The 19520-nt window shown below is 70.1% G+C and carries 20 protein-coding genes; 11 read left to right on the top strand and 9 right to left on the bottom strand.

Annotated features, from left to right (window positions below; translation table 11 throughout):
- Positions 1-55 precede the first annotated feature (55 nt).
- The gene (locus L3i22_RS10415) at positions 56-568 is read left to right on the top strand and encodes a TFIIB-type zinc ribbon-containing protein (protein ID WP_221326753.1); all 513 of its coding nucleotides are present in this window, start codon (positions 56-58) and stop codon (positions 566-568) included.
- Between the two features lie 104 nt (positions 569-672).
- Here L3i22_RS10415 and L3i22_RS10410 read toward each other — a convergent pair whose 3' ends face one another.
- A complete protein-coding gene (locus L3i22_RS10410) occupies positions 673-1518 on the bottom strand; it encodes a hypothetical protein (protein ID WP_221326752.1) in 846 nt (281 codons plus the stop codon).
- A 437-nt stretch (positions 1519-1955) separates the two neighbouring features.
- The gene (locus L3i22_RS10405; RefSeq protein WP_221326751.1) at positions 1956-2354 is read right to left on the bottom strand and encodes a DUF6188 family protein; all 399 of its coding nucleotides are present in this window, start codon (positions 2352-2354) and stop codon (positions 1956-1958) included.
- Between the two features lie 125 nt (positions 2355-2479).
- On the opposite strand from L3i22_RS10405, the gene L3i22_RS10400 reads away from it, so the two are divergent.
- A complete protein-coding gene (locus tag L3i22_RS10400; protein ID WP_221326750.1) occupies positions 2480-2944 on the top strand; it encodes a MerR family transcriptional regulator in 465 nt (154 codons plus the stop codon).
- Entirely contained in the window at positions 2941-3378 is a 438-nt protein-coding gene (locus L3i22_RS10395) for a carboxymuconolactone decarboxylase family protein (RefSeq protein ID WP_221326749.1), read from the top strand. Before L3i22_RS10400 ends, L3i22_RS10395 begins: the two co-directional genes overlap by 4 nt.
- Before the next feature lie 83 nt (positions 3379-3461).
- Here the strand turns inward: L3i22_RS10395 and L3i22_RS10390 are convergent, their stop codons facing one another.
- Positions 3462-5972 (bottom strand): HAD-IC family P-type ATPase, encoded by a 2511-nt coding sequence (locus L3i22_RS10390; protein ID WP_221326748.1) that lies wholly within the window; start codon positions 5970-5972, stop codon positions 3462-3464.
- Between the two features lie 212 nt (positions 5973-6184).
- Between L3i22_RS10390 and L3i22_RS10385 the strand changes: the two genes are divergently transcribed.
- A complete protein-coding gene (locus tag L3i22_RS10385) occupies positions 6185-7171 on the top strand; it encodes a hypothetical protein (protein WP_221326747.1) in 987 nt (328 codons plus the stop codon).
- A 33-nt stretch (positions 7172-7204) separates the two neighbouring features.
- Here the strand turns inward: L3i22_RS10385 and L3i22_RS10380 are convergent, their stop codons facing one another.
- The gene (locus tag L3i22_RS10380) at positions 7205-7966 is read right to left on the bottom strand and encodes an MBL fold metallo-hydrolase (RefSeq protein WP_221326746.1); all 762 of its coding nucleotides are present in this window, start codon (positions 7964-7966) and stop codon (positions 7205-7207) included.
- An 87-nt stretch (positions 7967-8053) separates the two neighbouring features.
- Between L3i22_RS10380 and L3i22_RS10375 the strand changes: the two genes are divergently transcribed.
- Positions 8054-8656, top strand: coding sequence for a DUF998 domain-containing protein (locus L3i22_RS10375; RefSeq protein ID WP_221326745.1), 603 nt, complete (start codon positions 8054-8056; stop codon positions 8654-8656).
- Positions 8638-10152 (top strand): hypothetical protein, encoded by a 1515-nt coding sequence (locus L3i22_RS10370; protein WP_221326744.1) that lies wholly within the window; start codon positions 8638-8640, stop codon positions 10150-10152. The genes L3i22_RS10375 and L3i22_RS10370 overlap by 19 nt, the downstream gene beginning before the upstream one ends.
- 26 nt (positions 10153-10178) lie before the next feature.
- On the opposite strand, the gene L3i22_RS10365 is transcribed toward L3i22_RS10370, so the two are convergent.
- Positions 10179-10670 (bottom strand): topology modulation protein, encoded by a 492-nt coding sequence (locus tag L3i22_RS10365; RefSeq protein WP_221326743.1) that lies wholly within the window; start codon positions 10668-10670, stop codon positions 10179-10181.
- A gap of 179 nt (positions 10671-10849) precedes the next feature.
- Between L3i22_RS10365 and L3i22_RS10360 the strand changes: the two genes are divergently transcribed.
- The 4 genes from L3i22_RS10360 (at position 10850) to L3i22_RS10345 (ending at position 15351) form a co-directional block, all read left to right on the top strand.
- Positions 10850-11527, top strand: coding sequence for a response regulator transcription factor (locus tag L3i22_RS10360; protein WP_221326742.1), 678 nt, complete (start codon positions 10850-10852; stop codon positions 11525-11527).
- 91 nt (positions 11528-11618) lie between these two features.
- Entirely contained in the window at positions 11619-12995 is a 1377-nt protein-coding gene (locus L3i22_RS10355; RefSeq protein ID WP_255658100.1) for a cell wall metabolism sensor histidine kinase WalK, read from the top strand.
- 56 nt (positions 12996-13051) lie between these two features.
- Positions 13052-14449, top strand: coding sequence for a DUF2079 domain-containing protein (locus tag L3i22_RS10350; protein ID WP_221326740.1), 1398 nt, complete (start codon positions 13052-13054; stop codon positions 14447-14449).
- On the top strand, positions 14449-15351 hold the full coding sequence (locus L3i22_RS10345) for a hypothetical protein (RefSeq protein ID WP_221326739.1): 903 nt from the start codon (positions 14449-14451) through the stop codon (positions 15349-15351). Before L3i22_RS10350 ends, L3i22_RS10345 begins: the two co-directional genes overlap by 1 nt.
- A gap of 58 nt (positions 15352-15409) precedes the next feature.
- Here L3i22_RS10345 and L3i22_RS10340 read toward each other — a convergent pair whose 3' ends face one another.
- Both L3i22_RS10340 and L3i22_RS10335 read right to left on the bottom strand, forming a co-directional pair.
- Positions 15410-15637 (bottom strand): helix-turn-helix transcriptional regulator, encoded by a 228-nt coding sequence (locus L3i22_RS10340; protein ID WP_221326738.1) that lies wholly within the window; start codon positions 15635-15637, stop codon positions 15410-15412.
- Positions 15637-16164 (bottom strand): DUF2975 domain-containing protein, encoded by a 528-nt coding sequence (locus tag L3i22_RS10335; RefSeq protein ID WP_221326737.1) that lies wholly within the window; start codon positions 16162-16164, stop codon positions 15637-15639. The genes L3i22_RS10340 and L3i22_RS10335 overlap by 1 nt, the downstream gene beginning before the upstream one ends.
- Before the next feature lie 132 nt (positions 16165-16296).
- Between L3i22_RS10335 and L3i22_RS10330 the strand changes: the two genes are divergently transcribed.
- Positions 16297-16839 carry a hypothetical protein gene (locus tag L3i22_RS10330; protein WP_221326736.1) on the top strand — a complete coding sequence of 181 codons (543 nt, stop codon included), beginning with the start codon at positions 16297-16299 and terminating at the stop codon, positions 16837-16839.
- On the opposite strand, the gene L3i22_RS10325 is transcribed toward L3i22_RS10330, so the two are convergent.
- Both L3i22_RS10325 and lpdA read right to left on the bottom strand, forming a co-directional pair.
- A complete protein-coding gene (locus tag L3i22_RS10325; RefSeq protein WP_221326735.1) occupies positions 16793-17860 on the bottom strand; it encodes a YbhN family protein in 1068 nt (355 codons plus the stop codon). The two genes, L3i22_RS10330 and L3i22_RS10325, sit on opposite strands and share 47 nt — an antisense overlap.
- Before the next feature lie 89 nt (positions 17861-17949).
- The gene (gene lpdA / locus L3i22_RS10320; protein WP_221326734.1) at positions 17950-19329 is read right to left on the bottom strand and encodes a dihydrolipoyl dehydrogenase; all 1380 of its coding nucleotides are present in this window, start codon (positions 19327-19329) and stop codon (positions 17950-17952) included.
- Between the last annotated feature and the right edge of the window lie 191 nt (positions 19330-19520).

Here is a 19520-nt window from a genome sequence, read left to right as displayed (position 1 = left end):
TGTCGGCCGCGAAACTGGGTCGACGAACTTTGCTATGGCTGGCTACCGTCGCGCGATGAAGAATCCGGGCCCGTATCGCTATGTCGGTCCGGCAGAACTCCAGGACCAACTTCCCTCCACGGAGGCGGCCACTGCCGGCTCCCACGCTGTTCTTGACCGCTGGCTTGCCGGGCGCACACGAGACGAGTTGGACGAGCCGTTCACCTTCGTCGTTGCGCTCGACGGCTCGCTCAGGCTCGCCCCGCGTCGCAGCGAGCATGTCGCCCTTGCGGCTGGCCGGGATCTACTGGCCGCGGGTGAGATGATGTTCGCTGGCACAGCCGGCGCTCGGCACGTGCTTGAGGTGACCAATCAATCGACCGGCTACTGCCCCGACCCGGACTGTTGGGCGGCAGTGGCCGCAGCACTCGACCGTTTGGGGCTCAAGCACCCCAGGGGCTTCACCACGAAGCTGGTGTTCCGGCAGTGTCCGTACTGCGGCGAGCGCAACATCGTCCGCGACAGCGACTTCACCTGTGCTCTGTGTAACGGCGGCCTGCCGACTTGTTGGAATTTCGCCGCCGCCTGATCGGCAGAAGCTCACCGACATCCGGATCTGCTTGATGAGAGGTTGTTCGAGCCGAGTCTCGTCGTGGCATGTTCGTTAGTCGCTACCCGAGGTGAAGATATTTATCAAACATACTCGCGTATTGATTGACTTGCGCGCATGTAATGACCAAGCGCGGTCTTAATGGATGCGCTCGGTTTGCGCGCGAGAGCAATGCTGCTCTCGTCGGGAGTTCCAATACGACGCAAATCCAGAAGGTATCCCGCTTCAACCTCACTATTTAAGAGCTTTTTGCGGTCATCATCAAGATGACTGAATCCGTAATTTAGCCCGACTTCGATAACGATAGCAGCTGCAATGTGACCGCCAACAAACTGTGGCAACGTCGCTTCTTGCAACTGGTTCGGAGCCAAGATGGCCAGATCAAAGTTCCCCCTCCCTTTCTTATCGGGCCGCGGAATCGTTTCAGGCCACTCCTTGTGAAGCAAGGTTGTGCGATATGCCGAGTCGCCTATATGGCAGGGTCTGCCGAATTCGGTTCCGTCTAGAAGTGCCTCGTACAGGCGCATGTGGATGGAGTGCTCAACTCTGTGCAGGTACGGATTATCCAAAAATTCATCAACCAGCCGGTTGAGGGTCGACTCAACCGCAGTCCGGGCGCCCCCCATCCACGACTCGTCTGCCTTAACTCGAACAAGCGTCGGCTTCGGATTCGATTTTGCAGGAATGGCGCCCTTGGAATTGATCCAGTCGAGAAGCTCCACTAAGCAGCACTGGCTCTTGGCCTCACCCCTGGAGACATGCATTCCAGGTGGGAACTTGAACTCAAACTCCCAATTTGCTGCCATATCTTGCTTGGCTTTAATTCTAATATATTGATACTTGTCTTCGGTAATTTTAACCTGCCGCTTCGATTCATCGGAATCGCAGCTCTCCAAGCAGAACCACTGCTCTGGTTTGTATCTCGGCACACCGGAATTTTACGGCTCCCGGAGAGACTTGTCCTCGATTTGGCAGCGCCGGCCTATCGCCAAGTCGCCTTAGCCGCGACGCGCCTTGATAGTCGGTCGAATAACGTAGGTAGCAGAGGCAAACTGTGGGCTACCTGTTCAACTCTCATGCCGCGATCCGCGGTTGGCATGCGGGGACCCGTCACACTGCGCAAGGGTTACGGAGGCTCGCGCCGAGTCGGCACCTGCGGAACGCCGCAAGACCGGCCGTTAGGTGACAACTGTCCTTGCTGGCCGGTGACATGTAGCGCTGTCCGTCACAGGTACGCGATCAAGCCGCGCACCGGAAACATGCACTTCAGCCTCGACAACCTCTGACGACCAGTCCATCTACAGATCAACGCCGGCTAGGAACGACGTTGGTCAGGCCCAGTACCGGAGGTCGGCGGGACCGGCGTTCAGGGAAGCTGCCAGTCGGTTTCTCCGCCGGGGCCGACGGTGATCGGCTCGACGCCGGTCCCGGTCAGGCTCCAGGACTCGTACTCGGGGTGCGGGCCGGCGTGTAGCTGGAACCCTTCATCGAAGGTGAGGTGGAGGGCACCTTTGGCGCGGATCTCGACGGTGGTGACGGTTCGTCGGAAGAGGTCCAGGGCGGGTCCGAGGGCCGAGCCGGTGCCGGGGTCGAGTTCGTGCCATTCGCCGGCGCGATCGCAGAGCAGGAAGGGTGTCTCGATGACGAGTTCGGCGTCGACCCGGTAGCCCTCGTCGGGGTCGAGGGCCGAGAGGTTGAGGCGGACCTGGTAGTCGAACGCGATCCGGTCGACGTGGCAGCCGATCAGCGATGTAGGGACCTTCATGACACCTGCCGATCGGGGCTGGCCGGCCGCGCGGTGGTTCCGGCTTACGGACCTCGAATCTAGCGACGCCCTTGACCTCGCCCGCACTTGCGTTGGAGTGCGCTCGAAGCTCTACCGTCGGGGCCATGGACGTGAACGAGCAGTTGGCGGAGGCGTTGCGGCTTGCCGTCGACCCGCCGGGCGGGGTTTCCGTCGAGGCTCTGCAAGACCTGGTCATCGACGATCAGGGTCGGCAGTGGGACATCGCGACGGCGGCCCGGCATGTCGGCGTGAGTGCGCACACGCTGCGGTACTACGAGCGGGCCGGTCTGGTCACCGTGCCGCGTAATCCGGCCGGGCACCGGGTCTACGGTGCCCCGGCGGTCCGGCGGCTGGTGTTCGTGACGCGGATGCGCACCTCCGGGATGCCGATCAGCGACCTGCGTCAGTACGTCGAGCTGGTCGACCGCGGTGACGGCACCATTCCGGACCGGCTCGACCTGCTCATGGAGCACCGCGACACGCTGCGGGCCCAGCTCGCCCAGATCCAGCTGGCGCTGGCCGCCACCGAGTACAAGATCGCGACCTACGGAGGATCGACCCAGCCATGAGTACCGCACAGCACGACGTCACCAGCCCCGGCAACCTCGGCCGGCGCGACCACGGCCTGGACGTTCTCGCCGCCATTGACGGCCACGCCGGGACCGCGGTGATCGACTCGCTCGCCGGGGTCTCCCCGGCGCTGGGCCACCACGTCGCGGCGTTCGCGTTCGGCGACATCTACGACCGGCCCGGCCTCGATGCCCGGTCCCGTCAGCTGGTCACCATCGGCGTCCTGACCGCGCTCGGCGGATGCGAACCGCAGCTCAAGGTCCATGTCGGCGCCGCGCTCAACGTCGGCCTGACTCCGGATGAGATCGTCGAGGCGATGCTGCACACGACCGTCTACGCCGGTTTCCCGCGCGCGCTCAACGCCACGTTCGCCGCGAAAGAGGTCTTCGAGAGCCGCGGGGTCCGCCCCACCTCGGCAGCCGCGCCGGGCTGACGAGGCGAGCAGACGAGGCGGGCAAGCGCGGCGGACAAGCGCGGGGCGGGGCTCACGTCGTACCCAAGCAAGGGTTTGATCTTTTAGCGGTGGAGGTTGTGGACGCCGAGGGCTCGGTCGAGGAGTTTGAAGCGGAACGCCGCGGTCAGGGCCAGGAACCAGATCAGCAGGGCGGGCGGGACGATCGCGGCGACCGGGAGGGCCGGGCCGATCAGGCCGAAGTAGGTCCACAGGGCCGGGACGTTGAGGACCGCCAGGAAGGCCAGGATCAGGCCGCCGACCAGGAACGCGGGGCGTTTGTCATCGGTGATCGGGGTCCAGGCGGCGAAAACGCGGTTCGGCGGGGCCAGGAACAGGATCATGATGAACGACGCGAAGCAGAAGAACGTGGACAGGCCGGTCTGCGCGGCGATCGTCGCGGACGCGGTGGCGAAGTCGGTGTCGGTGCCGTACCGCAGGCCGGTGTAGCGCTCGAACTGGTCGATCACCTCGGCCGGGGTGCGGCCGGAGCTGAAGCCGAGCGAGATCACCTCGTAGAGCAGGGTGTAGACGGTCGTGCCCACGCCCGCCGTGATGATCGAGGTGGGCAGGACGAAGCGGGCCATGCTCGCGAAGAGTCGCTTGTCCGGCGCGACCGGCTTCGCCCAGAACGTCAGGAAGAACGTCGGCACCCCCACCGTGAACAGGGTCAGCCCGACCTGGGTCGGCGAGTACGGGAAGCCCAGCCCGAGCATCGTCACCGCCAGGATCACCAGGCCCTGGCTGGCCACCCGCGCCATGAAGACGTAGAGCGACATCCCGATCCCGTTGATGATCCGCCGGCCCTCCTCCTGGGCCGGGGGCAGCACCGCGAACGAGTCGTCGACCAGCACGATGTCGGCGACGTCGCGGGTCACCGGACTGCCGCTGCGCATCGCGACGCCGACGTGCGCCTGCTTGAGCGCGCGGGCGTCGTTCACGCCGTCGCCGATCATCGCGACGTACCGGCGCTGCCGCCGCAGCGAGCGGACGATCCGCTCCTTGTGCTCGGGCGCGACCCGGCCGAACACCGTGGTCCGGGCGACGACCGCGTCCAGCTCGGCGTCGTCGAGCTCGTCCAGGTCGGCGCCGGGGACCGGCACGCCGGCGTCCATCCCGGCCCGGTCGGCGATCGCCGCGACGGTCCGGGGGTCGTCGCCGGAGAGCACCTTCAGGTCCACCCCGCTGCCGCGGAACTTCCGGACCGTCTCGGTGACCTCGGGGCGGAGCTCGTCGCCGAGCGCGACCAGGCCGTACGGCTCCAGCATCGGCAGCTCCGGCTTCTGGTCGGCGCCTCGCAGCGGCGCGCCGGTCTCCTCGGCCCGGGCCAGCAGCAGCACCCGCAGGCCCCGGCCGGTCCGCCCGCTGACCGCGTCCGGGGGCAGCGGTTTCCGCAGTCGCGCGGCCAGCGCGTCCGGGGCGCCGAGCACCCAGGTGTCCTCGTCGGTGACCAGGCCGGACCAGCGCAGCGACGACGCGAACGGCACCTCGTCGCGGACCTCCCAGACCGGGCCGGCCAGCTCGGCGGCGAGCGCGAGGGCGGTCAGGTTCGGCGTGGAGACGTTGTGGGCCAGGCCGCCGAGGGCGTGCGCGACCTCGGCGTACTCCCGCTCGCCGATCGGCAGGATCTCGTCGACGGCCAGGTGCCCGGTGGTCAGCGTGCCGGTCTTGTCGGTGCAGACCACGTCGACGTTGCTCATCGACTCGACCGCGTTGACCTGCTGGACCAGCGCGCCGGCCCGGCCGATCCGGACCGCGCCGGCCGTGTAGGCGAGCGCGATCAGGAAGAACAGGCCGTACGGCACCAGCCCGGACAGCACCGCGGTGATCTGCACGACCCGCAGCAGGGTGAACCCCTCGATCGCGGCCTGCGCCAGGATCGCGCCGCTCATCAGCGTGGTCAGGACCATCACCAGCCGGACGATGAACTCGATCCGGCGTTGCAGCGGTGTCCGGTCGGTGGTCGCGCGGCGCGCCTCGGCGGTCAGCCGGCCGGCGTAGCTGTTCACCCCGACGTCCCGGGCCAGCTGGTACCCCTCGCCGGAGACGCAGAGGCTGCCTGACCGCAAATCATCGCCAGGTTCCTTGGCGATCGGGTCCGACTCGCCGGTCAGCAGGGACTCGTCGGCCTCGACCCGGCCGCCGTCCAGCAGCGGGCCGTCGACGACGATCTGGTCGCCGGCCGCGACCTTGATGGTGTCGCCGCGCACCACCTGCTCGGGTTGGACCTCCAGCTCGGCGCCGTCGCGGATCACCACGATCGCGCCCCGGTCCAGCAGCTGGAGCCGGTCCAGTTTGCGCTTGGCCCGGATCTCCTGGACCGCGCTGATCATCGCGTTGATCAGGCCGAGTCCGACACTGATCAGGGCGTCGCTGTATCGCTGCAGGGTCAGCAGGGCGACGCCGATCACGAACAGGATGATGTTGAAGAACGAGAAGACGTTCGTCCGCAGGATCTCCGCGTAGCTTCGCGAGCCGCCTTTGACCTGTGTGTTCGCTTCGCCGCGCCGTTTCCGGGCGGCGGCTTCGCTCGAGGTCAGCCCGCTGATCGGGGCCGCCAGCACGTCCTGCTCCATCCTGGGATCGTCCCACCCCAAACCATTCCAAAAACCACATTTAACGTACGTCTTGAGCCGCCCGCCCGCGGTCTCCGTCCCCAGCGGCGCCACCCGTTCGCTTCCGCGACCCGAGGGGCTGGTTCTGGCGGAATCCCGGGAAGGGAGCCGTCGTCCCGTTGGGGCGCCGTTATGGTGGGCGAATGCAGATGATTCGGCATAAATCGGTCAAAATGGCACTAGGGTTGCCGCTGGCGTTTCTGGTCTCCGCGGGAACCGGTGCGGCCGCGCTGACCGCTGACATCGCCCACACGCACCGGGCCTACGCCGCGAGCCCGACCTGGACGCCGGCCCGGAACACCGCATTGGCGCAGCTGATGGCGGATGCCGTCGAGCCGTCGCTGCTCGTCGCCGACGCGGGCGGCACGCCCACGCCAGGCCAGCCCACGCCAGGCCAGCCCACACCCGGCAAGCCCACACCCGGCAAGCCCAAGCCCGGCAACCTGACGGATGCCCTGCTGGCGGCGGGTGACCTGCCCCAGGGCTACGTGCCGATGCCGGACGCGCTGAAGGCGTTCAGCGACACCGGCTCGCAGATCGGGGCCTGCGACAAGAAGCCGCCGGCGCAACCCGGCCCCGGCGTCCCGGACCGGCCGGTCGCGCCGGGGAACCCGACCGGGCCGGGCCTTCCGGTGCACCCGAGCCCGCGGATCGCCGTCTCGCCGCCCGGCACGCCGCTCGCGAACCCGATCGCGCCGCCGCCGCACGATCCGGTCAAGAACCCGCTGCCCAAGCCCAGCGACCAGGCGACGAAGGGCACCGGGACGGTTCGGGTGGCCTTCATGAAGGGCGACACCGGGCCGGTGCTGATCGAGGCGATCAACCCGGCCGGGGACCGGGCCGCCCGGGACGTGGTCGCCGGTGTCGCGGACGCGCCGCGACGCTGCCCGACCTACGACGAGGGCAAGCCCGGGTCGCCGGACGCGCTGCACATGGCGACGTACCCGCTGGACGTGCCGAAGTTCGGGAACAAGGCTGCCGGCGTACGTTTCGAGGTCGACCTGAACAGCCCCCGGACCACCGTGCACGGCAAGATGATCGCCGTCTCGGTGCGGGGCGTGGCGCTCACGGTGCTGCTCGCCAACCTGGAGGTGCCGGACCAGCACGAGCTCGAGGCGATCACCCGGACCGCCGTACAAAAGCTCAAGAAACAGCGCTGAGAAGCGCAGCGTGAGCTGGCGGCGGACCTCGGGTCAGAGGGACGCCGCCAGTTTTTGCAAGGCCTCCTTCGCGCCGGCGGTCAGCGGCTCGCCGTGCCCCGGCAGGATCGCCTTGATGTCGAGCCCGGCCAGTTTCTTCACCGAGGCGGTCGCCAGCTTCTGGTCCGTGGTGTACTGCGGGTCGGAGCTTTCCAGCCCGTTCTGCGTGCGCAGCGCGTCCCCGGCGACCAGCGTCCCGGTCCCCGGCTCGAAGATCGAGATGTGGCCGCGGGTGTGCCCGGGCGTGTCGACGATCCGCAGCCCGAAGACCTCGTCGCCCTCGTTCAGCGGCTTCAGCGGCTTGTCCGAGATGATGTTGCCGAGGTCCACCGAGCCGGCGTAGAACGTGGCCTTGACCTGCGGCTCGATCCCGCTCAGCCCACCGATGTGATCATCGTGGTAGTGGGTGAGGATGACGTGCTTCACCGCGGACCAGCCACTGCCGGCGGCCTTCAGCCCGTCCTCGATCGCGGACTCCGAGCCGGGCGTGCCGGTGTCCACGATCGCCACCTCCTTGCCCCGGAGCAGCAGGTACGCCGAGACGTAGCTGAGGTTGACCCGGTTCCACCCGGTCGGCAGCGCGGTGGACGTGGGCAGCGGCTCGGCCGAGGGCTGCGACCCGCCGGCCGTCGGCACCGGCCGGGACGGCGGGGAGGACGTCGAACACGCGCTCACCGTGTTGACCACGGCCAGGCCCAGGACACCGGCCCCGGCGGACACGAACAATCGTCGACGGCTGATCCGGTATGCGGTCATGGAACATGCCTACCCCACACGGGAGCGCCGCGGGAGCCTAAAATCGGCTTCCGTCGTTGCGCGCTTACCGATTCGAGGCTGTCACCGTTGTCCGCGTCCCTCCTGGCAGTCATCGCCGCCGTCCTGCTCCTCGCCTACTTCGCGATCTTCGTCGCCCTGCACGTCCGGCGCACCGAGTACGACCTGGTCCGGGACGCGGTCAGTGACTACGGCGTCGGCCCGACCGCCGGACTGTTCCGGCTCGCGGTCATCGCGAACAGCCTCGGCGTCCTGGCCCTGACCGGCGCGCTGGCCGACGGCCTCGGCCAGGGCCCGTTCGCCGCCGTCGACTACATGTTCCTGCTGCTCATCCCGGTGACCCGGCTGGCGATGGCGCTGTTCCCGACCGATCTGGAGGGATCCCGGCCGACCATGACCGGGCGGATCCACCTGGTCCTGGCGATCGCGTCGTTCACGTTCGTCTACCTCGCGATCGCCGACTTGACCGGGCCGCTGCGGAGCTTCACGCCGGACTCTCTCGGGATCTTCCTGGTGGTGCTGCGGTGGACGGCGGCGGTGGCGCTGCTCGGGGTGGTGGTCACGCTGCTGGCCCGGCCGTTGCGGGGGATCTTCGGGCTGGCCGAGCGGATCTACCTGCTCAGCACCAACCTGTGGTTCCTGGCGGTGGCACTGTGGCTGGCGATCCACTGACGCTCGACGACCTCCTCGCCTTCGCGACCGACCTCGCCGACGAGGGGAGCCGGGCCTCGGCCCTGGCCGAGCTGGTGCCGCGGCTTCCGGTCGAGCGGCTCGACGCGGTGCTGGACGTGCCGTTCACCGACGGGTACCAGCGCGGCCGGGTGCTGTCGGCGGTTCTGAAGCAGGCGACGCCGGCTCAGGTCGAGCGGATCAGGTCCGGGCCGCTCGACTACTACACGCTGATCGACCTGCTGCCACATCTGTCCGGCGTGGAGCGGGCGGCCGCGGTCGAGCGGCTGCTCGTCCGGCTGGAGCGGCACGCGGAGTTCGACCTGCCGGCCCTGATCCCCTATCTGGAGCCGGGTCAGCTCGACCGGCTGATCGCCCGAAGCCCGTCTCTTCTGATCCACCTGGGCGAACATCTCTCGGCGGCACAGCTCGGCACGCTGCCGGCGACGGTCTGCGCGGATCCGGCGGAGTATCGCGCCGTCATCGGGCGGCTGGCCCCGCTCCTCGACGCCACGCGACTCGCCGCCCTGGCCGAGGCCGTCGCCGACGTCCGCGACGACGGGATCCGCAGCGTGCTGCTCGCCCGGGTGGCCCCGCACCTGCCGGCGCCGCGGCGGACGGCGGCGATCGCGGCCTCGGTGGCGGCTGCCGTCGCGGCCATGGACGCCCAGGTGAAACCATGGAACCTGCTGGACCTGACGGACCTGCTGCCGCTCGCCGGCCACGATCAGGTGAGTGCGCTCCTGGCGGCGGAACAGGCGGCCTACGCGCGCGGCATGAACTCCAACTTCGCGGCGATCGCGCCCTTCGCGACCCCGGCCCAGGTGGCCGCCGTGTTCGCCGCCGCGGTCGCGCCGGCCCGGCTCGGTGAGCCGTTCCCGCCGTCCGAGCGTCTCGGCTTTCCGATGCACGCCCTGGTCAAGGTGATCCCCTACCTTCCGCAAAACCTTCAAGATCCCGCGGTACGGACGATCCTGCCGCACCTCGACACAGGGATGTTCCGTGTTCCACGGCTGACCCCCGGCCAGGCCGCCGAACTCCTGGGGCGGATGAGCCCGGAGACCGCGCCATGGGACATCGCCCGCAGCATCGACTATCTGACGTCCTTCATGGGTGGACAGGTCGGTGCGGCCTTCAACGTGGTGCTCACCATCGGGGACGAGGTCTTCCTCGGGGAGGCGCTGACCGAGATCGCGCCCCGCCTCGACCCGGCGCAGCTGGCCACTGCGGTGCGGGCCGCCACCGGCATCCGGGACGCCACGGTCCGCGCGCGCACCCTCGTCGGGCTCCGGCCGGACGCCGAGCAGCTCAACGCGGTCCGGTCCGTGCCCGACCCCGAGGACCGGGCCCTGCTGTCCCTGGAACTCACCGCCGCCCTGCCGGAACCCGAACGGGCCGCGGCCCTCGACGCGGCGTGGCGCGCGCTGGTCACCATGCCGACCGGCCCGGGTCAGTCGGTCGTCTTCAAGAAGCTGCTCACCCTCCTGCCGAGCGGCTGACCCGGCGGCCGGCCCGGCATCGCGACTCAGCCCGCCGCCCAGCGATCGGCCTGCCGATGTGACGTGAGCCGGACGAACTCGGCGTGCCCGGCATGGTCGGTGACCAGGGCCAGCACGCGCGGCCGCATCCGCCGCCGATAGCCCACGACATAGCGCAGAAAAGCCCAGTTGATCCGGTCATGCACCCCGTCGGCGTGCCGGCCACCCCGATAGCGCAGCCTGCGCCGGACGATCCCGGCCAGACAGGCCGGCGCAGGCAGGTCGAGAAAGACCACGGTGTCCGCCCGAGCCAGCCGGATCGCCATCGTCGAGGCGTAGTTCCCCTCGACGATCCACCGCTCACCGGCCACCAGTTCACGCTGCGCCGCGGCGAAGTCCCCGGCCTCCGCGGGCTGCCAGTCCACCCCGTAGTAGAGCGAGTCCAGGCTGGTCACGGCCAGCCCCAGCCGCTCCCCGAGCCGCCGGGCGAGCACGGTCTTCCCGGATCCCCCACACCCGACGACCACAACTCGCTTCACACTCCGCATTCTGCGCGACATTGCGTTCTCCGCGCCCCGTCGTGACGCCGCCGCGACCGGGCCGGACTCTGGGTTACCTCCGGAGGTCGATCGGTGGCCGGATCGCGGCAGGTCCGCATGCCTCGGCAAGCTGAACAGGACTTCAGGTTCGGGCGGCCGGAAGCTGGCAGGATGGCCCGGTGCGGCTGCTGATCGTGGAAGACGAGCGTGAACTGGCCGAGTCCCTGCGTCGCGGCCTGACCGCGGAGGGCTACACCGTCGATGTGGCTCATGACGGGAGCATCGGGCTCGAACTGGCCCTGAGCGAGGGCTATCAAGCAATCATCTTGGATCTGATGCTGCCGAGGATGAACGGCTATCAGGTGTGCGCCCGGCTACGGGAGGCCCGGGTGAGTACGCCGGTGCTGGTCCTGACCGCCAAGGACGGCGAGTACGACGAGGCGGAGGCCCTGGACACCGGGGCGGACGACTATTTGACGAAGCCCTTTTCGTACGTCGTCCTGCTGGCCCGCGTACGGGCCCTGCTGCGCCGGGGTGGTGAGCCCCGACCGGCGCGCCTGAAGGTCGGTGATCTGGTCGTCGACCAGGCGCAGCGGGTCTGTTCGCGCGGGCCGACCCCGATCATCCTGACCGCCAAACAGTTCTCGGTCCTGGCCTGCCTGGCGCGCCGGGCCAACACGGTGGTGACCAAGGCGGAGATCCTGGACGAGGTGTGGGATGCGGCCTACGACGGCGATGTGAACATCGTCGAGGTCTATATCCGGGCCCTGCGTCGCCGGATCGACGTGCCGTTCGGCCTGCTGAGCATCGAGACGATCCGCGGCGCCGGCTACCGACTGGTCGACGCCCGTGCCTAGGCCGCAGCTGCCGGTCCGGGTTCGGGCCGCGGCCGCGGCGGCGCTGGCGGCCGCACTGTGCCTCGGGGGCGGGGCGCTCTGGCTGCGCCAGGTGATTCACGCGAACAGCGTGACGGGGTCCGTCGCGACCGCGCAGTCACAGGCCCGCGCCATCGCCTCGACCTACGACACGCCTGCGGCAAGGCTCAACGCGGACGGGGGCGCGCTGGCCACCAGCCGAGCGGAATGCAATATCGAGAAGGATCCCGCGCGCTGCAGATACGACGAGTGGTACGAGTTTCCCTATTACGGCATGGGGATCAGCTTCGCGGTGGTCGACGAGCACGGCAAAGTGCTGCTGGCGCAGAATCAACTGGCCTACTACGTACGGGAAAGTGGTCTGACCTTCCCCGCGATCGCACCACAGTTCGATGAGTCCTTCTTCAGCCGCGTCGACGTCCGCCTGCGACCCGCCCGCAGCGGCGCACCGGGGCAGCTCGACGGTCGCGAGGTCACCCTGGTGACCTACAACGTCAGCCCCTCGGGCGCGACCGTCTACCTGCTCATCTCTCCGCTGGACGCGGAGGCGGCCGTGGCCCCGGTCGACCGCTGGCTGCGCCTCGGTCTTCCTGCCGCCATCCTGTTCGTCGCCATGGTCGCCTGGTGGGCCGCCGGACGCGCGCTGCGCCCGGTCGAGCGGATGCGCGACGAGCTGGCGCACATCACCGCCGCGGACATGAGCAGCCGGGTGCCCCAGCCGCGTACCGGCGACGAGATCGCCCGGCTGGCCGCCACCATGAATGAAACCCTCGACCGGCTCGCCGACGCGGCCGAGCGGCAGCGCCGGTTCGTCGCCGACGCGGCGCACGAGCTGCGCAGCCCGCTCGCCGGCCTGCGCAACGCCGCCGAGGTCGCCGCCACGCACGGCGCCGCTGTCGACCCCGAGGTGCTGCGCACCGGAACCGAGCGGCTGCAGCAGCTCACCGACGACCTGCTGCTGCTCGCGCGCCTGGAACGGACGGCACCGGCTCGCGGGAAGCCGGTCGACATAGCCGCGATCGCCGAGGAACTGGTCGGTGAGCGGCGCTACCGGGTGCCGCCCGACGAGCGGTTCGCCGTGGTGGCCGATGGGCCCGCGCTGGTCATCGGGCGCGAGGAAGAACTGGGCAGAATGCTGAAGAACCTTCTGGACAACGCCGCCCGGTACGCGCGCGAGCGCATCGACGTGACCGTCACGGAACCCGAGCCCGGCCTCGTTCGAGTCGAGGTCCACGACGACGGCCCCGGCATCCCGCAAGCCGACCGGGAACGGGTTTTTGAACGCTTCGCTCGTGTCGACGAGGCCCGCGATCGCCGCCACGGGGGCGCCGGTCTGGGCCTGGCGATCGCCCGGGACATCGCCGAACGCTACGGAGGTCGCCTGTACGCGGCCGACGCCACCAGCGGCGCCCGCCTCGTCGCAGAGCTGCCGAAGTCACCGCATGCCTGAAACGTCTTCAGGTCACTTCAGCGGCGGTTCAGGCCCCACGCTCGAATCTCGCTCCCATGTCCGCCACCGCTGTCCGTTCCCAGGCTGCCACCGCGCAGGCCGCACCCCGCTCCGCCGCGGTGCCGTATCTGCCGGCCGCCGCGCTGTTCCTGGCCTACGCCTGCTGGTCGATACATCGACATCTGGAGCTGAAGACCAGCGGATACGACCTGGGCATCTTCGAACAGGCGGTACGCGGCTACGCCCACCTCGGCGCCCCTGAGGCGACGATCAAGGCACCCGGATTCAACCTGCTGGGCGACCACTTCCATCCCGTCCTCGTGGTGCTCGCCCCGCTGTACCGGCTGTTCCCGAGCCCGATCACCCTCCTGGTGGCACAGGCCGCCCTGATCGCCGCGTCGTCGATACCGATCACCCGGCTCGCCGTCCGCATCGCGGGCCGGGGGGCCGCGGTGAGCGCCGGCCTGGCGTACGGGCTGTCCTGGGGTTTGCAGTCGACTGTCGATTTCGACTTCCACGAGGTCGCCTTCGCCGTTCCGCTGCTGGCGTTCGGCCTGACCGCGCTCGTCGAACGGCGCTTCCGCGCCGCCGCCGCGTGGGCATTGCCGCTCATCGCGGTGAAGGAGGACCTGGCGGCGACCGTAGCGGTCATCGGCCTGCTGGTGGCGCTGCACGGCCGGCGACGCCTCGGCACGGCGATGAGCCTGATCGCGATCTGCTCGGGCCTGGTGATCGTCGGCGCGATCCTGCCGGCGCTGAATCCCGCCCACGTCTACCCGTACGCCGAAAGCGCGGCCCTCGACGGCCAGGACCCGCTGCACCGTCTGGTCCTGCCCGTCATCAAGCTGCACACCCTGCTGTGGCTGGTCGCGCCGACGCTGTTCCTAGCACTACGCTCCCCGCTGCTCCTCGCCGTCTTACCGACCCTCGCCTGGCGGTTCTGGTCGACGAATCCGCTCTACTGGGGCACCGGCTTCCAGTACAGCGCCGTCCTGATGCCGATCGTGTTCGTGGCGTTCCTCGACGCGCTCACCACGACGGGGACCCGGCGCCGGGCGCTGGTAGCAATCCACGCCACCTGCGTGATCGCCGTTGCCGCGACGCTGCTGACGCCCCTGCCACTACGCGGCCTGCTGAGCCCGGGCGTCTGGGCCACCGACGCCGAGGCCCGGCAGGTACGCCTGGCGCTGGCCCACATACCGGACAACGCCCGGGTCGCCGCCGACAACCGGCTGGCGCCGCAGCTCGCCTCCCGCCGCACCGTCTACTTCTTCCCCGCGTACCCGCGGGCCGGCGTCCGACCCGAGTGGATCGCCGTCAGCAACCCGCCGGACACCTCCATGGCGGCGCCCGTGACGATGGCTGCCGCCCTCGACCGCTTACCGGGTTACGGATACCGGGTCGTGCTGCGGACCAGCGGCGTCATCATCTTCCACCGCAGTACCCTCCCCTGATGGGCGGCTACTGGGGAACGATCGTGGTCGCGCGGTCGCGCGGCACGCTGATCGACGCGGACGGCATCGCCGGGTTCGGGCACCGGCATCAGTGGCTGCGGAATCTCCACGACGGCTGGCAGATGCTCGAGACCGGCGGCTCCGACGACCCGCCGGACCTGGCCGGGCCGGCGGCCGCACTCGCCGCGTCGACCGGTCACCCGGTGCTGGCCGCGTATGTCAGCGACGGCCACTGCGCGGTGCTGTGCGCCGCGCTCCCCGGGCAGCCCGGCCCGCCGACCCACCTGTGGAACTCCGACCGGCCCTGCGGCTACCGGCACACGCGGCGCGACCGGGCCGAACCGGTCGAGCGCGATCCCGGCGAGGTCGCCGCGGAGCTGGTCGCGTGGTCGGCGGCGGCCGGGCTGCGGGCCGACTCCGGGCGGCTGCGCGAGCTGCTCGGCCAGCACGATGACGACGCCCGGACCCGGGCCGACGACCGGTGGTTCGAGGTCGTGAAGGCGGCCGGCCTGACCCGGATCGGCCGGGTGCTCCCGCACGCGCTGCCGATGGATCAGTCGCCGTTCGCCGACTTCGAGAGGTACGTCAGTCCCGCGTACGACGCCCGGATCGCGGCGCTTCGCCGGGGCGACGGCGGTTCACCGGTGCCGGCCTGGGAGACCGCCGCGCTCGCCATGGAGGCCGAGGTGTGGAGCTCCCTGCATCGGCCCGGCGTCGACGTGCTCGCCCTGGCCCGCCGCGCCGAGCGGGTCTTCCTGGACCACGCGGCGGCCGAGCCGGAAGCGGCCTGGACCGTCGACCTGACCGGCCTCGAAGCCTGGCTCGCCGCGGGCGCCGTGCCCGGCTGGGCCGAGCAGGAGGCGCGCCGGCACGCGAACGAACGAGCCACCGACCCGGACTGACGCCGCCGGCCAGGACGGGATGCGGACGGCGAAAAGGCCAGCGGACTGACGCTGCCGGTCAGGACGGGGTGCGGACGGTGAAGAGGTCGGCGGGCTGACATTGCAGGGCGTCGCACAGGGCGGTCAGCGTGCTGAACCGGATCGCCCGGGCCCGCCCGTTCTTCAGCACCGACAGGTTGGCCAGGGTGATGCCGACCCGATCGGCGAGCTCGGTCAGGGTCAGCCCCCGGTCGGCGGCCAGCTTGTCGATGTGGACCTCGACGCGGTGCTCCTCCTCCGGCGGCATCAGATCACCTCGTCCAGCTCGGCGCGCAGGTCCTGGCCGCGGCGGACGATCTCGCCGACCGCGAGCAGGCCGAAACCGGTCACCATCCAGATCGCCACCCGGGCCGGGTCGAACTCGGCGTAGTTGCCGCCCGGGCCGACGGTGCCGCTCAGGGCGAACCGCGCCAGGAACTCCAGCGCGCTCGCCGCCGGGCCGCCGACGAGCAAAATCCATCCGACGGTACGGAGTTTGCCGACCGTCCGGGCACTGAACAGTGGATCCCCGCGCCGGGCCGCGCCGACCAGCCGGTAGAGCAGCACCAGCATCGCCGTGGCCAGCAGACAGGTCGGCAGGCCGGCCGCCGCGGAGAGCGCCAGCTGGGCCCCGCTCGGGTCGGCGACGACCACGTCCGCGGACGTGGCGCCGGGGCTGACCACGACCGCGCCGCGGGTCAGGGTGTCGGCGACGCCGAAGACGCAGACGCTCGCGGACCCGAGGGCGGCGATCAGCAGGACGCGGTGGAACTCGGTGAGCGGTTCGGTCTTCACGACGTACCCCCTTATCGTTTTTCGATACATCGATAATCGATAAGCCATCGTGGACTGTCAAGTGCCCACGGGTGTCACCCACCGGAACGACCGCGATTGACTCGTGTCAAACGCCGCTGATAGGCACAGTGTGTGACCTTCTTGTGGTCCTACACCGACGCCCTGGCCGCCGGCGATGACGGCTGGTGGCGGGCGGCGACCCGGCGTGCCGCCGACCTGCTCGAGGCGGACCACTGGTGGCTCGATCCGCCCGTGCTCGTGCCGGTGCAGCATCTGCTGGTGGAGACCACGGCCCTGCTGTCGTACGCGCTGGCGCGCAGCGCGGACGGCGATCCCGGCGCGGTGACCGGGGCGCAGCTGGCGGCGTGGGCGGCGGCCCACCCGCTGCCGATGCTGGACGAGACGGTGCCGGACACCGTGGAGGGGTCGACCTCGCTGCTGCAGTGGAGCCGGATCTTCGAGCAGCAGCGGCTCCGCCAGGAGAGCGACCTGGCCCGCCTGCTGTCGGCGGCCGGGCACGCGCTGCCCGGGACCGGCGACCCGGTCGCGGAGCTCTGGCGCGACCTGGTCGATCGGAAGAACCCCGGCCGACGGTACGGGCTGGAATCCGGCCTCCCCGGCCCGGCGCTCACCCTCGGTCTCGGCGCCGTCCGCCAGCAGTTCGATCGCCCCTAAGGGGCCGGCGGAGGGTGAGGTGGGCGGCCAGCCCGGCCGGCAGGATCAGCCAGAACGAGATCAGGCGGTAGATCAGGACGATCGCGGCGGCGGTGGCCTGCGGGGCGCCGTCGGCGATCAGGCCGGCCAGCATGCTGGTCTCGATCAGGCCGATGCCGCCCGGGGTGAGCGGGATCTGCCGGACCACCTGGACCGCCAGGTAGATCAGGGCCAGCCGGCTCCAGCCGATCCCGGCGTGCACCGCGGCGGCCGCGAGGACCAGGCAGGACATGTCCAGCAGCCAGTTGACCACGCCGGCCAGGACCACGGCGAGCCAGGTCCGGGGCGGGACGGACCGGGCGTCGAGCAGCGCCTGGGCGACCGAGGGCCGGCGCAGCAGCCGGGTCGCCGGCGCGACGAGCACGCGCCGGACCCCGGCGAGCCGGCCGGGGTGCGGCGGGTGGTCGGATTCGGTCAGCGGCGCAGGCGCGGAGCCGGCCGGGCCGCGGACTCTCCGGTAGATCCAGTACAGGAGGGCGAGCAGGGCGGCCGCTCCGGTCGCGACCGGGGACCAGGTCGCGGCGTACAGCAGCGTCAGCGACAGGACCGTGACGACCGTGGAGATCAGCGTGGCGGTCGCCGAGATCGCCGACGTGGCGCCGTGCCGGCGGTACACCTGGAAGGCGTAGGCGGCGGACGCCGCGGATCCGGCGGGCAGGGCCATGCTCAGGGCGGATCGGACGTACGTCATCGCCACCGCCCGCCGCGGCGGCACCCGCACGCCGAGCGCGCCGAGCAGCCGGCGCTGCTGCTCGGCGTACGCGAACTGGGACAGCACCCCGGCCACGAGCGCCGCCACCGCCCAGCGCCAGTCGGCCGCGCGCAGCGCCCCGAGGAACTCCCCCGGATCCGGCAGCCGGTCCCGCAGGGTGCCCACCGCGACGACCGCGACCAGCACGAACGGCAGGTAGCCCAGCCGGCGCCGCCACCCCGGCCGTTTCGCGGGGGCGCCGGGCCGGGCATCCACCGCGGTCAGGGTCACGGGGTCCAGCGTTCCCGACTATCGGGCGCCGGTCGTCATCCCCAGGCAGGTATTCGGCATACCGCGATCGCGGTACCGACGACCGCGAATCAGAAGTTGATCATGTGGCCGGCGAGCCCGTGGATCGCCTCCTTGACCGCCTCGCCGAGCGTCGGGTGCGCGTGCACGTTGCGCGCCACCTCGTGCACGGTCAGGTCCCACTGCTGGGCCAGGGTCAGCTCGGGCAGCAGCTCGGTCACGTCCGGTCCGATCAGGTGCGCCCCGAGCAGCTCGCCGTATTGCGCGTCGCTGATGATCTTCACGAAGCCGGTCGCGTCGCCGAGCCCGTGCGCCTTGCCGTTCGCGGTGAACGGGAACTTCGCCACCCTGACGTCGAAGCCCTGCTCCCGGGCCTGCGCCTCGGTCCAGCCGAAGCTGGCCACCTGCGGCTGGCAGTACGTCGCGCGCGGGATCATCCGATAGTCCAGGGCCATCGTCTCGGCCCCGGCGATCGTCTCGGCGGCCACCACCCCCATCGCCTCGGCGGCGTGCGCGAGCATCAGCTTCGCGGTGACGTCCCCGATCGCGTAGATGCCGGCCACGTTCGTACGGCAATGATCGTCGATCTCGATGGCGCCGCGGCCGGAAACCGACACGCCGGTGGTCTCCAGGCCGTAGCCCTGGGTGTTGGGTTGGAAGCCGATCGCCTGGAGCACCTTGTCGGCCTCGAGCGTCTCGGTCCTGCCGTTCTTCGAGACGGTGACCCGGACCGAGTCGGCGCCCTCGTCGATCGCCTCCACCTTGGTGCCGACCCGGACGTCGACGCCGAGCTTGCGGTACTGCCGGAGCAGCTCCTTGGAGACGTCCTCGTCCTCGAGCGGCAGCATCCGGTCGAGGAATTCCACGATGGTCACGTCGACGCCGTAGTTGCGCAGCACGTACGCGAACTCGACGCCGATCGCGCCGGCGCCCACGATGATCACGCTGTCCGGCAGCGCCGGGTCGAGGATCTGCTCCTCATAGGTGACGACCCGGCCGGTCACCGACGTGCCGGGGATGAGCCGGGTGCTCGCGCCGGTCGCCACGATGCAGTTGTCGAACGTGACGGCGCGGTCGCCGACCTGGATCGTGTGCGCGTCGGTGAAGACGCCGCGCCCCTGGATCTCGGTGATCCCGTTCTTCTTCATCAGGAAGTGCACGCCCTTGACCCGCCCGTCGGCGACGGTGCGGCTGCGCTGGTGGGCGGCCCCGAAATCGAAGGTCACCTTTCCCTCGATGCCGAACGTCTGCGCCTGGTGGGTGAAGATGTGCGCGAGCTCCGCGTTGCGCAGCAACGCCTTCGACGGGATGCAGCCCACGTTGAGGCAGACGCCGCCCCAGTACTTGTCCTCGATGATCGCGGTGGTGAGTCCGAGTTGCGCACCGCGGATCGCCGCGACATATCCCCCCGGACCAGCACCAAGCACCACAAGATCGAAATGTTCGCCCATGAGCCCGACAGTACTTATCAACCCCCGGAGCGGACATCCTTTCCGGTGAGGGCTGCACCTCCGCGCGGGCTCAGGATCCCGCGAGGCGGCCGGCTGGTCACCCTTCCAGGGCGCGCTTCCGGCCGCGTCCGGGCTGCTCAACCGGCTTGGGTACGGCCATGGCCGGGCGCCCGTGAGCCGGCGCGGCGGTG

This window comes from Actinoplanes sp. L3-i22 (assembly GCF_019704555.1).
Taxonomy (GTDB): domain Bacteria; phylum Actinomycetota; class Actinomycetes; order Mycobacteriales; family Micromonosporaceae; genus Actinoplanes.
The sequence above is the reverse complement of the archived record's forward strand: the minus strand, read 5'-3'. Positions and strand labels throughout refer to the sequence as shown.